13 protein-coding genes are annotated in these 13918 nt (G+C 60.7%); 5 read left to right on the top strand and 8 right to left on the bottom strand.

Annotated elements, in window-relative coordinates:
• Window position 1 precedes the first annotated feature (1 nt).
• On the bottom strand, window positions 2-196 hold the full coding sequence (locus KP703_RS04025) for a hypothetical protein (protein WP_215753877.1): 195 nt from the start codon (window positions 194-196) through the stop codon (window positions 2-4).
• Between the two features lie 153 nt (window positions 197-349).
• Between KP703_RS04025 and KP703_RS04020 the strand changes: the two genes are divergently transcribed.
• The 4 genes from KP703_RS04020 to KP703_RS04005 all read left to right on the top strand — a co-directional run bounded on the left by KP703_RS04020 (window position 350) and on the right by KP703_RS04005 (window position 3603).
• On the top strand, window positions 350-1039 hold the full coding sequence (locus tag KP703_RS04020; RefSeq protein WP_062274104.1) for a class I SAM-dependent methyltransferase: 690 nt from the start codon (window positions 350-352) through the stop codon (window positions 1037-1039).
• Between the two features lie 211 nt (window positions 1040-1250).
• Window positions 1251-2510 (top strand): cbb3-type cytochrome c oxidase subunit I, encoded by a 1260-nt coding sequence (locus KP703_RS04015; RefSeq protein WP_215753876.1) that lies wholly within the window; start codon window positions 1251-1253, stop codon window positions 2508-2510.
• Window positions 2507-3466: a heme o synthase gene (locus tag KP703_RS04010; RefSeq protein ID WP_215753875.1), complete on the top strand. Its 960-nt coding sequence runs from the start codon at window positions 2507-2509 to the stop codon at window positions 3464-3466. Before KP703_RS04015 ends, KP703_RS04010 begins: the two co-directional genes overlap by 4 nt.
• Window positions 3466-3603 carry a hypothetical protein gene (locus KP703_RS04005; protein ID WP_197464433.1) on the top strand — a complete coding sequence of 46 codons (138 nt, stop codon included), beginning with the start codon at window positions 3466-3468 and terminating at the stop codon, window positions 3601-3603. Before KP703_RS04010 ends, KP703_RS04005 begins: the two co-directional genes overlap by 1 nt.
• A 35-nt stretch (window positions 3604-3638) precedes the next feature.
• On the opposite strand, the gene KP703_RS04000 is transcribed toward KP703_RS04005, so the two are convergent.
• The 7 genes from KP703_RS04000 to KP703_RS03970 all read right to left on the bottom strand — a co-directional run bounded on the left by KP703_RS04000 (window position 3639) and on the right by KP703_RS03970 (window position 11835).
• Window positions 3639-3833 (bottom strand): hypothetical protein, encoded by a 195-nt coding sequence (locus KP703_RS04000; RefSeq protein WP_215753874.1) that lies wholly within the window; start codon window positions 3831-3833, stop codon window positions 3639-3641.
• Between the two features lie 84 nt (window positions 3834-3917).
• Window positions 3918-4898 carry a TIM44-like domain-containing protein gene (locus KP703_RS03995; protein ID WP_215753873.1) on the bottom strand — a complete coding sequence of 327 codons (981 nt, stop codon included), beginning with the start codon at window positions 4896-4898 and terminating at the stop codon, window positions 3918-3920.
• A 24-nt stretch (window positions 4899-4922) separates the two neighbouring features.
• Entirely contained in the window at window positions 4923-6263 is a 1341-nt protein-coding gene (locus tag KP703_RS03990; RefSeq protein WP_215753872.1) for a TldD/PmbA family protein, read from the bottom strand.
• A complete protein-coding gene (locus tag KP703_RS03985) occupies window positions 6260-7525 on the bottom strand; it encodes a pitrilysin family protein (protein WP_215753871.1) in 1266 nt (421 codons plus the stop codon). The genes KP703_RS03990 and KP703_RS03985 overlap by 4 nt, the downstream gene beginning before the upstream one ends.
• Window positions 7526-7584: 59 nt before the next feature.
• On the bottom strand, window positions 7585-8982 hold the full coding sequence (gene thrC, locus KP703_RS03980; RefSeq protein ID WP_215753870.1) for a threonine synthase: 1398 nt from the start codon (window positions 8980-8982) through the stop codon (window positions 7585-7587).
• Between the two features lie 58 nt (window positions 8983-9040).
• A complete protein-coding gene (locus KP703_RS03975; RefSeq protein WP_252353820.1) occupies window positions 9041-10195 on the bottom strand; it encodes a major royal jelly family protein in 1155 nt (384 codons plus the stop codon).
• 134 nt (window positions 10196-10329) lie between these two features.
• On the bottom strand, window positions 10330-11835 hold the full coding sequence (locus KP703_RS03970; RefSeq protein WP_215753869.1) for a carboxypeptidase M32: 1506 nt from the start codon (window positions 11833-11835) through the stop codon (window positions 10330-10332).
• A 109-nt stretch (window positions 11836-11944) separates the two neighbouring features.
• On the opposite strand from KP703_RS03970, the gene KP703_RS03965 reads away from it, so the two are divergent.
• Complete coding sequence (locus KP703_RS03965; RefSeq protein WP_215753868.1) at window positions 11945-13888, top strand: tetratricopeptide repeat protein; 1944 nt, start codon at window positions 11945-11947, stop codon at window positions 13886-13888.
• Window positions 13889-13918: the final 30 nt, after the last annotated feature.

Raw genomic sequence — 13918 nt, 5'->3', positions numbered from 1 at the left:
TTCAGGACGCTTTATCGGTCGGAGGGGGCGCGGACGCCGCAGATGCTGACTGCTCTTCCTCACTGTCGAGATCGGGAAGAACGGGGTCTTTCCCAAAACGATTGTCAAACCAGCGCATCAGGGGCGTGCGAAAGTAGTAAATCACGACGGACGACCAGATGATTAGCGAAAGGATGGCAATAACCAGATTCAGCATGGCAGTTTTTCTTTTCAACCCGTTCTTTCGGAGCGGAAGGTAAGGGCACAATGGGGCCGAAGACAAGGGCGCTTTTATGGCGGGCGTTATTTAATACAGGGAAGATGCGTTGTGGCTCTTGAAGAAATTACAGCAAGCGGGCAGAGAGAGAACATGAGTGACGTTCTCCACGAATGCCCGCCCGGTCAGGGTGAAGATCCGGTGCCTCCTCCTTCACGCTCGGCGCTGGATGCAGAGGCTGTAAAAGTTGCTTACCGTCGGTGGGCCGCCTGCTATGATACTGTCTTTGGCGGTATTTCAGGCGTTGGCCGCAGGCGTGCGGTTGAAGCTGTCAACGCGCTTTCGGGCACCAGGGTGCTGGAAGTCGGCGTGGGGACGGGGCTTGCCTTGCCCTGTTACACTCAGGACAAGCAGATTACTGGTATTGACCTGTCTGGTGACATGCTCGCCCGTGCGCGGGAACGCGTGCAGAGAGAGCATCTGACCAACGTTGAAGGTCTGCTGGAAATGGATGCAGAAGAGACCAGCTTTGCTGATGCTTCTTTCGATATCGCTGTGGCCATGTTCGTGGCTTCTGTGGTGCCGCATCCGCGCAAATTGCTGTGTGAACTCAAGCGCGTTGTGCGCCCCGGTGGTCATATTCTCTTCGTAAACCACTTTCTGGCACCCAATGGTGTTCGTGGTGCGGTAGAACGTGGCATGGCGCGGGCGTCCCGCTCTCTGGGCTGGCATCCGGATTTTGCTATGGAATCCCTGCTGCCGCCGGATGACCTGGCCCGTGCACGGATTCAGCCGGTGCCCCCGCTGGGTCTGTTTACCCTAGTGACACTCGACCGGACGTAAAATTCCCTGCTCCCGCCGCTTTTGTCTCTCTTTCTGAACAAGGCAGGGCAGACGCCGGCGCGGGACTTAACGGGTCGTCGGTCTGTCGAAAAACCGTTATTATGCCTTTTTTACAGAGTCCGCAGAGCGCATGGCGCTATGGGGTCTGAATAAGGTACAGGTTACGGAAAATGGCCTTTGCCGGGCAAAAAGCCGGAACGGGAAGAAAAGCATGAACAAGCAGGCTGCATCGGGTACAGGTGTGGGAGCAGGATATCTGCTTGTCGCTGCGGTGGCGGGGCTGCTTGGTGGCGGAGCTTCTGTGCTGCGTCAGGCGGGCCTGATGCCTGACCAGGGCGTCTGGCCTGTTCTGGAACATATCCATGCACCGCTCATGCTTCTGTTTGTTGTAATCCCAGCGCTGGTATGCGGCTTCAGTAATCTCTGGCTTCCTCGCGCTTTGGGGCGTGCAGGCATGGTTTTGCCCGCACTAAACGGTGCTGGCCTTGGGCTGGTTGGCGTGTCCGGCGTTCTGGCTGTCGTCAATGGGGCGCAGGCTCCGGCTATTCTGCTCTGGTGCGTTGGGCTGCTCTGTGCCGTCATGACCGTGCTGGCGACCATTTTTGATAGCCGTGCTGATACAGAACAGAAGTTGCCGTTTTCTCCGTTTGTCTGGGGTGAAATGCTGGCCTCTGCCGTGCTGCTCCTGACGGTGCCAGTCCTGGCTGCCGTGATGACGCACCAGCTGCTCTCCGGCGCTCAGACCGATATTCTGCCGATTCTGGATGGTTTTGCCGAGCCCGTAACCCTCGTCACGCTGCTTGCTGGTTTTGGTCTTGTGTTCGAGACCGGGGCGCGCGCCAGCCGTTTTTCTGAAAAACCCGTGATCGCCATCATGACAGCAACGGCTGCCGCCTCTGTCATTATCTGGACGCGCGGCGTTTTCGCGCACGGACTGGCTGCCAGTGTGGAGCAGCCCGGCACTCTGGCCTCTCCTGAAAATGCTGTGCTGTTTGCATCCACGCTGGCCTCCGTCCTGCTGGCAGGCCTGTGGATGGCAGGCACATGGCGCAGCCGTCTTTCCCTGCGTGTTCCCATGCTGTGGGGGCTCGGTTTTCTGGCGGTTGTCTCCACAGGTTGGGTGGCGCAGTTAATTCAGGGTGATGGGCTGCATTCAGCGCTTCAGCTTGGTGCTGTGTATGCCGCCTTCTGTGGCCTCTATCTGTGGCGCGGAGAAAATGGTGGATACTGGTATCCCCGTTCTCTGGCCGTTTTACAGTTTGTCCTGGTGGCTGCCGCGACCGGCTTGTCCTTTTCGCCGCTCTCTGCCGCTGCGCAGATCTGGAGCGGGGGTCTGCTCGGCGCATCGCTTCTGTGCTTTGTGGCGACCATGGGCATGAGCTTCATGCAGAACCGGAAAGTGGCGGAAGGCAGCGAGGCTTCCGCTCAGCCCGTGCTTGGGGCCTCTTCTGAAGGAACGGTGCAGTCATGAGCGATACGGTAGCAACGGACGTTCCGGCGGGACGTATTCGCTTTAAGGCGGACCGGGTTGGCACGACCGCTAAAGACTGGGTGCAGCTTCTCAAGCCTCGCGTGATTTCACTGGTCGTGTTTACGGGCGCTGCCGGGATGATTATGGCGCCGGGGCACCTGAATCCGTTTGTAGCGGCCGTGGCTATTCTCTGCATCTGTCTGGCTTCTGGTGCCGCCGGGGCCATTAATATGTGGTACGACCGCGATATTGATGCCGTGATGCAGCGCACCATTACCCGGCCTATTCCGGGTGGCCGTATTCCGCCGCAGGAAGCACTGGCCTATGGCGTTGGACTATCCTGCTTGTCCGTCTGCCTGATGTGGATGGCTACTAATGCGCTGGCCGCCGGTATTCTGGCATTCTCGATTTTCTTCTATTCCGTCATTTATACGATGTGGCTCAAGCGCTCCACGCCACAGAATATCGTAATTGGCGGAGCTGCCGGGGCTTTCCCGCCCATGATCGGTTGGGCCGCCGCAACGGGCCATATGGCCGTGCTGCCGGTGGTGATGTTTGGCATTGTGTTCTTCTGGACGCCGCCGCACTTCTGGTCGCTCTCCCTGTATGCCTGCAAGGATTATGGCCGGGCGGGCATTCCAATGCTGCCGGTTGTCAAAGGTGCGCGGCATACACGGTGGAACATCTTTGTCTATACGCTGGTGCTGTTGGCGGTTTCTCTGGTGCCGTTCTTCCTGCATCTGTGCGGTTGGCTCTATACGGGCACGGCTCTGGTACTGGGGCTGGGCTTTATAGCCTGCGCAGTGCGTGTGCTGCGCGAACCGCAGGATGAGACCGGTATCAGTCTGAAGGGCGATAAAGCGGCGCGTCTGTCGTTCCGCTTTTCTCTGGCCTACCTGTTCCTGCTGTTCTGCGGACTGCTGGCCGACCATATGCTGATGGGGTGGATAGGCTGATGGAAAATCTAAGCGTTCTGAACCCGCAGGAAGTTGCGGAAAAGCAGCGGCGCCAAAAAGAGCGTCTGCGTGCCATGCTGGCCTTCATGGTGCTGATGGCCGGTGTCATGTACGGCCTGACGTTTACGCACTTCTAAAAGATAACGTTTGGGCAGGGGCTTATCCTGCCCGCTCAGGCTTCTTTCTGTCCGGGTGTGCGTGCTGTTTGCAGCAGGCTATCCATCTGCACGTCCACGCCTTTTTCCTGAAGCTTGAGGATATCAGCTTCCAGATCAGCAATTTTGCGCTTGCTCCAGAAGTGCAGGAAGATCCCAAAAGCTGAAGCCGAGACAGCCAGCGCCACGACGGCAATTTCCAGAAACAGCATGTCTTTAATCCCGCGATAAAATGCTTAAAAAAAAGCCTGCACGCTCTTGGGGGAGCCGTGCAGGCCTGATGGAAAGGCGAGGCGTTACGCGCCACGCCCCTGCTGAATGGCGGAGAGCAACCAGCGGCCCCCGCGGGAAGGCCGGGTGAAGGTCCAGAGTTCTGTAACCGTCACAGGCTCTGTCGAGCTGCCTTCAATCACCTGCCCGGTGGCATTGGTTGTCAGGTCAATCAGGCTGTAACGCATGGCGACTGTGGCGTAATCCATACCAGCTTCCTGCCAGGATTCAGCCAAATCACCCTGAATGAAGTGCACATCAGACACCACATTGCGGGCACCCTGGCTCGCCAGAGTGGCAAGCTGCTGGTTGAAGTAGGAGACCATTTCCGGCGTGGCCATCTGCTGGAGCGCCGGAATGTTCTGCTGGTTCCACGCTGTCTGGATATCCAGCAGGGTCTGCTGGAAGGCCTGATAGTCCGCACTCGTGATAGCCAGAGAGGAACTCCCGCTAGCCGGGAAGCCTGCGGGTGTGGTGGACGGAGACGGTCCGGACCCTCCCTGATTCAGCGGGAAGCCGGAATTGCCGCCGCGGGAAGAGCCATTGCCGCTAAAGCGACGGACCAGCCACATCACGACCATGACGATCAGCCCGATCTGGATCATCAGCCCGATAAAGCTGAACAGACCATGGACGCCGCCCATAAAGCCATGTCCGCTCAGCAAGCCGAACAGTCCGGCTCCGAGCATGCCCCCGGCAAAGCCTGTCAGGAACGGATGGCGGGATGCTGTGCCCATGCCCCGGTTAAATGGCGCGCCGTAATTACTCTGGCCGGGGTAGCCATTATAACCCGGAGCCGGGGAACGCGGTGTAATGGAGCGGTCCATGGGAGCCGCGCCGTAAGGCGTGGTGTTGGTGGACGGCGGCGCGCTCCATGTCCGGCTGCCACGGCTGCCCATGGAGCTGCCCTGACCGGGGCGGGCATCGGCATGCTGGGCCAGCGGGCCACCAAGCATGCTGATGGTCAGAAAAGCGGTTAAAACAGGCGTAAGAAAACGCTTTTTCACGGTGTCTGGTCTCTCCGGACGATGTTAGGCCCCGGCAAGGCTCAGGGCATCTACTCTTAATGTGGGGGCATCACTCCCAAAACGGAACTGCAAATCGTCCGCTAATGTCATCGACGCGAAAATTTCCAGCAGGTTGCCTGCCAGTGTGAATTCTTCTGCGGCCTCGGCAATCTGGCCATCACGGATCATGAAACCGGATGCGCCACGGCTGTAATCGCCCGTCAGGCCATTAATGGACGAGCCCATCATCTCGGTGATGAACACGCCTTCCTTGATGTCCGCCATCAGAGCGGCAGGGGTGACGCTGCCGGGCTGGAAGGCCAGATTGCTGGGGGAGGGCGCGGGCTGGCTGGAAGCACCACGTGCTGCACGGCCATTGCTCGTCAGGCCGAGATGGCGGGCGCTGCGTGTATCCAGAATCCAGCTTTGCAGAACGCCGTTTTCAACCAGGGTCAGCGGTTTGCCCTGCACAGCCTCGCCATCAAACGGGCGGGAGCGCAGGCCGCGCAGGCGCGTCGGGTCATCCGTGATGGTGATCTCTTTGGCAAAAATCTGCTGGCCGAGCTTGTCCTTCAAAAAAGACGTGCCGCGCGCAATAGAAGAGCCGCTGATGGCCCCCACCAGATGCCCAAGAAAGCTGTTCGCCACGCGGGGGTGGAACACAACCGGATATTTGCCGGTGCGCGGACGAGTGGGGTTCAGGCGGGCTACAGCATTGCGGCCTGCGCTGCGGCCCAGTGTTGCGGCATCATCCAGATCCGCCAGATGGACCGTGCCGTGATAGTCATAATCGCGCTGCATACGGTCACCTTTGCCCGCCAGAACGCAGACAGAGGTGGAGTGGCGGGTGCGGGCATAGGTGCCGGCAAAATCCTGTGAGGTGACGAGAATGACCTCTGTGCGGCCAAAGGAGGCACTGCTGCCTGCACTGTTGGTCACACCCTCAATCGCCAGAGCGGCTTCTTCACCCTCACGGGCGCGGGCCAGAAGGGCGTTGGCGTCTGGCTCTGCGGTATCCGTCAGGTCCAGCGCATTCTGGGTAAGAGTGCCGGTCAGAGCCTGCGGGGCCAGACCGGCATATTTGTCATCCGGCAGGATGCGGGCCATGGCCAGCGCCTGATCAATCAGCCCGTCGAAACGGGCCGGGTCCAGCGTGGTAGTGGAGACAATGGCGGTTTTCTGGCCTGCAAACACCCGCAGGCCAAGGTCTGTGGTTTCCGAGCGTTCCAGCTCTTCAGTCACACCGTTACGAACCCCCGCGCCCAGTGCGGTGCTGGAGACAAAAACCGCGTCTGCGGCATCCGCTCCGGCGTTGCGCGCGCGGCGGACAAGATCAGAGATCTTTTCGAGGGTTTGTTCGCTCATGCCGCGAGGTTCTCCGTAATCGTGTCCAGAGACAGGACGTGTTTAACAGGCCCCAGTGCTGCCAGCGTGGGCTTCTGGGTGAAAATGCGGGTTGCAACGCGGCAGATATCATCCGGCGTGACGGCTTCCACGCGCGCTACTGTTTCCGCCACAGGGATCAGACGACCAAACAGCTGGAGCTGGCGGGCAATCTGCTCACACCGGCTGCCGGTGCTTTCCAGAGACATCAGCAGGGAGGCCTTGAGCTGTGCACAGGCGCGGGCCAGTTCATCTTTGCTCACGCTTTTCTGAACCTTTTTCAGTTCTTCCAGCGTGACGGGCACCAGTTCCGCACATTCTTTCTCGCCTGTCCCGGCATAAATGCCGAACACACCGCCATCGAGGAACGGCGCGTTGAAAGAATAGACGGAATAAACCAGACCGCGCTTTTCCCGGATTTCCTGGAACAGGCGGGAAGACATGCCGCCACCCAGCAGCAGGGACAGCATCAGAGCCGCGTAATAGTCCGGGTCATTATATCCCACGGAGGGGAAGCCCAGAACCACATGGGCCTGATCCAGATCCTTCTCCTGCCGGAATTCACCGCCACCATAAATGGAGGGCGTGCCGGGGATGAGCGGGGTGGTGCCGAGGTCGGCAAAGTGCCGTTCAACCTGCCGCACGACGTCCTCATGGTGCAGGTTGCCTGCAGCCGCCACAACCATGTTGCCGGTGGTGTAATGCGCGCTCATGTAACGCATCAGCGTCTCACGGCTCATGGTGCGGATAAGGTCTTCCGTGCCGAGCGTGGGGCGGCCCATGGGCTGGTTCGGGTAAGCCGTGGCCTGAAAATGGTCGAACACCACATCATCCGGCGTATCATTGGCCTGCCCGATTTCCTGCAGGATCACGCCGCGTTCGCGTTCAATTTCCGTCGGGTCAAACGTGGAATGGGTGAGGATATCGCCAATGATATCAATGCCCAGATCCAGATTTTCCTTTAGCAGCTTGACGTAATAAGCGGTCTGTTCCCGCGCGGTATAGGCATTGATATGCCCGCCCACATTTTCAATTTCCTCAGCAATCTGCAGGGCAGAGCGGCGCTCCGTGCCTTTGAAGGCCATGTGCTCAAGGAAGTGAGAAACACCGTTTTCTTCTGCGGTTTCATCCCGTGTGCCGGTGGAGACATAGGCTCCGAAGGACACGGTTTCGACGCGCTCCATACGTTCTGTCACAACAATCAGGCCCGAGGGCAGACGGGTCAGCTGGATCGGATCGGTCATTCTTGTCCTGAAAAGAAAGGCCGCAAGCGCGGCCTGAAGAGAAGGAAGGTTAAAACGTCTCAGGCGTTGGAAAGTACCGCCGCACGCACGGCATCTTTCACGGCGTCAGCCGTGGCCGGAACGGTGCGGTAGCGCTCTTCACGCGAATAGAGGTCTGCCAGATGCACAGGCAGGGCCGGGCGAATGCCGGTTGCTGCCACCATGGCATCCGGGAATTTGGCCGGATGGGCCGTTGCCATGGCGACCATGGGCACACCGGCTTCCCGGAAGCGGCGGCCTGCGGCAATGCCAATGGCGCTGTGCGGGTCAGCCAGATAACCGGAGCGGTCATGCAGGCCTTTGATTTCCGCTTCCGTCGCCGCATCGTCCAGCGCCAGACCGGAGAAGAGGCTGCGAGCCGTCTCCCACGCTTCTGCCGGAACATCCATATGCCCGGTCGCGCGGAAACTGGTCATGATGCGGGCGCAGGCCTCGGCATCACGCCCCAGCAGTTCAAACAGCAGGCGCTCGAAGTTGGAAGAGACCTGAATATCCATGGACGGTGAAAGGCTGGGCATGACGGACTTCATCGTCATGTCATTCGCGTTCAGGAAGCGGGTCAGAATATCGTTGCGGTTGGAACCAACGCACAGATGGCGGATGGGCAGACCCATTTTACGGGCAGCCCACGCGGCCAGAATGTTACCGAAGTTGCCCGTCGGCACCGCGAAGGAGACTTCCTGTTCCGGCGCACCAAAGTTGAGCGCGGCATAGACGTAGTAAGGAATCTGCGCGGCAATACGGGCCCAGTTGATGGAATTGACGGCAGAGAGATGCATGTCCTTGCGGAAGGGCATATCCGCAAACAGGGCTTTGACCAGATCCTGACAGTCGTCAAACGTGCCCTCAATGGCCAGATTGGTCACGTTGGCTTCCAGCACCGTCGTCATCTGGCGGCGCTGCACTTCGGACGTGCGATCCTTGGGGTGCAGAATGACAACGGAGAGGCGGTCCCGCCCGCGGCAGGCTTCAATGGCGGCAGACCCGGTGTCGCCAGAGGTTGCCCCCACAATGGTTACATGGCTGTCGCGCTCGGTCAGCACATGCTCAAACAGCTGGCCAAGCAACTGCATGGCCATGTCCTTGAAGGCCAGCGTCGGGCCGTGGAACAGTTCCTGCACAAACAGGCCATCTTCCACCTGTGTCAGCGGGACAATGGCCGGGTGGTCAAAGCCGGCATAGGCTTTCTCGCACAGGCTGCGCAGCGTGCCGGGGTCAATATCCTCCCCGACAAACGGCCGCATAATCCGGGCGGCAAGCTCCGGATACGGCAGACCCCGCATGGCTTGCCACTCGGAGAGTGAAAAGCTGGGCCATGTTTCCGGCAGATACAGGCCGCCATCTTCGGCAAGGCCTGTCAGCAGGACATCAGAGAACGAGAGAGCGGGAGCCTTCCCCCGGGTCGAGATATAGCGCATGGCCAGACTTATACCCTGAATGCGAGACGGCGCGAAGTAGCCTTCTGCATCCGTATGTTTAGGTTGGAGGCGGGGTGGTGGGCAGCGTGAGCTGATAGACCGTAACAGGCCATGTCACAGTCGCTTTACCGTTCTGGAACGCGGCGGCGTGGTCAAGCTGCATGGCAGGCACAAACAGGTGTCCGTGCGCATCCAGCCCCGGCGTTCCGGGGAAGTTCAGGCGCGGGTCCGTAATCAGCCTGCGCGGGATACGGCCCGTGCTGTAGCTGAGGATGCTGTTGGTGCTGACATCCGACCAGTAGAGCGTGCCATCCGGGCCAATGGTCATGCCGCCCAGTGAGGGCGTTTTATACCATTGGGTGACAATTTCTTCCATGGCCGCCGGGGTAATGTCCGGGTCGGAAAAGGTGCTGGTTTCCACGCGGGAGAGGTAGTTGCCGGGGGCTTGCATGACAATCCAGCGGCCATCCGGGCTGACGGCGATCATGCTGGAATCAATGGCCGCGGCACGACCATCCCCCCAGTTGAGCGTGCCGCCCGGAATCTGAATGGGGCGCGTGGCTGTCAGAGACGGGTGACGGTCCAGAAAACGGCGGGTGGAGGCAGAGGGAATATCGACCACCAGCACCCCGGCCACGCCGGAATCCGTCACATACGCCGTGTTCTCATGCACGGCCACGCCGGAGAGAATGCTGTCCGGGTGGAGGGCTGTTTTCTCGATTGGGACGGTGCCCAGCACGGTATTTTTCTGGGTGTCGATATGGATCAGCTTGGGCTGAGCAACAGCCGGGGCCTTGCGGTTGGGCACGCCACTATCCAGCACCCACAGCGTGCCATCGGGCAGAAGTGTCAAACCCGCAGCACCGACAATCCGCTTTGCGGCATCACCGTCTGCGGCGTTCCAGTCTGCATCCGGGTAAGGGGCAAAGCTGCCATCCGTGTTGCGGACGGAAAGCTGCGGGCCAGGGTTGCCGATCCATGCCGGGGCCTCAAACAACATCCGGCCATCGGGCAACGGCACTACGGCATCCCAGACCTGTTTGTCAGACTGGGTAAAGGGCGTGAGGGCCGCGGCTGAAAGTTCTGGCACCTTTGGCATATGAACCGCCCATGCGGAGGGCGTGGGCAGGGCGACGGCAAGGCTTGCTGTCAGAGTTGTCAAAGCGAGGGCGCGGCGGAACCCCGAAAAAGGCCGGGTGCGTCTGATCATCATGAAATTTCTGGCAGCCTTGCTATGCGTGTGCGGCGAAAACATGCGGCCAGTCTCCCCCGTTTTGCCCCACCCCGACAACCGCATTCTTCGCATGGCCCGCCAGAACCCTGCGAAGAGGCGGACGTGTGAAAGTCTCAGGCGTCTGGCGCGCGGTCCAGATAACGACTGCGGATATGGGCCTGCCAGGCATCGGCCGCCAGAGGTGCGCCGGTGGCATCTTTAATAATGTCGGGCATGGAGGCGCTCCTGGCGCGGCTGTGGATGTTGGTGCGCAGCCATTTCAGCAGTGGGGCAAAATTCCCCTGCGCCAGCGCCGGAGCAATCTGACTGTCCTGCTGGAAGGCGGCTGTGCGAATCTGAGCCGCCGCCAGCGCCCCCAAGGCATAGCAGGGGAAATACCCGAACAACCCTTCCGGCCAGTGGATGTCCTGCAAACAACCGTGTCGGTCATCGGGCACCGTCAGGCCGAGCAGGGCGTGGAGTCGGTCATTAAACGCGGCGGGCAGGTCTTTGAGGGCGAGATCCCCGTTGATCATCGCCGTTTCCAGCTCATACCGGACGAGAATATGGGCGGGGTAGGTCACCTCATCCGCATCCACGCGGATAAAGCCGGGGGCCACATGCGTTACCAGACGATGCAGATTGTCCGCCTGCCAGCCGGGGGTGCCCTCCGGGATGTGGAATTCTGTCCGCAGGTGCGGCGTGACCCACTCCACAAAGGCGCGGGAGCGGCAAACCTGCATTTCCATCGTCAGAGACTGACTTTCGTGCAGCGTCATGCCGCCAGCCTGCCCGACGGGCTGAGAGAGCCAGTCTGCCGGCAGCCCCATGTCATACAGCGCGTGGCCGGTTTCATGCAGCACGCCCATCATGGCGGGGAGGAAGTCTGCTTCTTCATAGCGGGTGGTCAGACGCACATCATGCGTGGCCCCGCCGCAGAAGGGGTGCAGGCTCACGTCCAGCCGGCCGCGCGTCATGTCAAAACCAAGCTGCTGCATCAGTTTGCGGCCCAGCGCTTCCTGCTGTGGCACCAGAAACGGGCCTTGCAGTGGCGTGGGGGCAGGGAGGCTGTTCTGCTTTTCCAGCACGGCGGCAATCAGGCCGGGCAGTTCAGTGCTCAGGCGGCTGAAAATCGGATCAATATCTGTCTGGCGCGTGCCGGGATCAAACGAGTCCAGCAGCGCATCATACGGAGACAGCCCCAGCGCTTCGCCTTTGGCTTTGGCAATCTGCTGCGTGAGGTTCAGCACTTCCTGCTGGTAGGGCAGAAAGGTTTTGAAATCGCTGTTCTGGCGGGCTTCACGCCACACCATCTCACTGCGGGCGGTAGCCTGTGCACTGGCTTCCACCAGATCCCCCGGCAGCGCGGTGGCGTGCGTATGCAGGCGCCGCATTTCTGCAAGGTTGGCGCGACGCCAGAGATCATCCCCCGCGTCTGCCGTGGCCAGCAGGTCCGTCATTTCCGGGGCTGTCAGAATTTCGTGCCGTAGTCCTTCCAGCATGGCCAGATTTTCCGCCCGGCGCTCTGCCGCGCCGTGGGGCATGATCACTTCCTTGTCCCAGCACAGAATGCCGATGGCATCATTCAGGGAGGACAGACGGGCAAAATGGCGCTCAAGGCTCTGGTAGGCTTTATTCATCAGCTGAGATCTGATCCTGTAGGGTGGCAAGGCTGGCCTGTAGGGTAGAGCATCCCTTCGCGGGACGGAACTCTCTGCGCAGGCGGTTTGACAGAACGAAGGAAAGCACATGCCCCAGAAAAACGGGATGGCGACACAGGAGCCATCGGTTGAACAGGCGCTGGCCGTTCTTTCTGTCGGGGATGCAGAGCGGGCGGCAACCCTGTTGCGTGCCCTGTTGCGTGAGGATGCATCGGACGCCGAGGCCTGGCATGCCATGGCCTGTGTGGCCCGCGCCGGGGGCGACGCGCAGTCCGCCATTGCTCTGGCCGGGCGGGCGATTGGCCTGCGGCCTGAAGGGCATTTTCACATTACACTGGCGCATGCGTTGCTTGAGCAGGGCCATGCGGAGCCGGCACGAGCCGCGGCCAATGTGGCGGTGATGACAACGCCGCGTGACCCGCGGGCGCATGAGGCCATGGCCGCTATTCTGGAAGCGGAAAACCGCGTGCAGGAGGCTGAGGTGGCGTTGCGCACCGCGTTGCGTTTGCGTCCTTTGGACTGTGAAAAACATCTCAGTCTCGCAGCATTTCTCGCGCGGCATGGGCGGGTGGCCGAGGCCGTGCAGACATCAGAAAAAGCGCTGCGTCTGGCTCCTGAGAACGTTTTTGCACACAACCAGCACGCCGTGTTGCTGGAGCGGGCGGGGCGGATGCGGGAGGCTGAGCCGTTCTTTGCAGTCGTGGCCACGGCTTTTCCGCAGGATGCCGTCGCCCTCGCCAATTATGGTGCGGCTCTGTTTGCCAAAGGGGACTTTGAAGAAGCTCGAAGCCTGTTGCAGGACTCGGTGCGTCGTGCGCCAGACGCACCGGAAACCCGCACCAATCTGGGGCTGGTGCAGATGGCGCTGGGGGCGCTTGATGAGGCCGAGCAGGAACTGGGCGCAGCCCTTGCCCTCCGCAAACACGATGCCCGGCTGGCGGTGAATTACGGCACCGTGCTGTCTGACCTTGGGCGGCGGCAGGAGGCAAAAGCGCTCTTCCGGCAGGTGGAAAACTGGGAGGCTTCAGAGCAGGACCGGGCGCGTGCCCGGTTCAATCTGGGCACGGTCTTGCTGGCGGAGGGGCGTTTTCATGAAGGCTGGCAGGCCTTCGAGGCTCGCCAGAGTTTGCTGCCTGCGCGGCACACGGAAGAATTGCCGCAATGGGATGGGGCGGACGCCGGTGGCGCTCCGGTTCTGCTGTATGCTGAGCAGGGGCTGGGCGATACACTCCAGTTTCTGCGGTATGTGGAACCGGCGCTGGAGCGTGCGCCCATCCTTCTGTCTGTGCCGGAAGGGCTGCGCTCTTTGGTGGCGCAGATGGAGAGCGTGCAGGCCGGGCGTGTCACGCTTCTGGCAAAAGGACAGACGGCCCGTTCTGCGGGAGCTGTGGCGTGTTGTTCTCTGCTCAGTCTGCCTGCCCGGCTCGGGTTGGATGCGCCGTATCGATGGACGCAGGTATTTCAGGAAGCGGAAGCAGGTGGCCTTTCAGAGGGGCAGGCCCGCGTTCCGCTACGTGGGCCGGGTGACGGTGTTGCGCTTCAATCAGCTGCAAAGCCACTTCGGGTCGGTCTCTGCTGGGCGGGGAACCCGAGTTATCGGTTTGACCGTCGTCGCTCCATGGCACCTGCCTGCCTTGCGCCGCTGGCGGAGGTGCCGGGGGTGGTGTTTCAGTCGCTTCAGCGCGACCATGCGGGTGAGGGGCTGCCCTTTTCTGTGACCCCGTTACCGGACGGGGACATGCTCAGCACAGCCCGTCTGGTTGCCGGACTGGATGTGGTGATTACGGTCGATACGGTCATTGCGCATCTGGCGGGCGTGTTGGGGAAACCGGTGTGGCTGCTTAACCGCTTTGGGGGAGACTGGCGCTGGGCGGAAGGCTCAACGCGGGCTTTGCCGGACGGAAGGGCGGAGAACCTGTGGTATCCGAGTCTCCGCCTGTTTTCTCAGGCTGCCCCCGGTGAGGGCAATGCCCCGTGGGAAAAACCTGTGAAGGCTGTGGCTGAGGCTTTGCACAAACTTGTTAAGATGTAACCGCAACGCCTGTTGCCCCGCCGGATGACG

The organism is Acetobacter sp. P5B1, assembly GCF_018811985.1.
GTDB classification, from domain to species: Bacteria; Pseudomonadota; Alphaproteobacteria; order Acetobacterales; family Acetobacteraceae; genus Acetobacter; species Acetobacter cerevisiae.
This window is presented reverse-complemented; position numbering and strand designations above follow the sequence as displayed.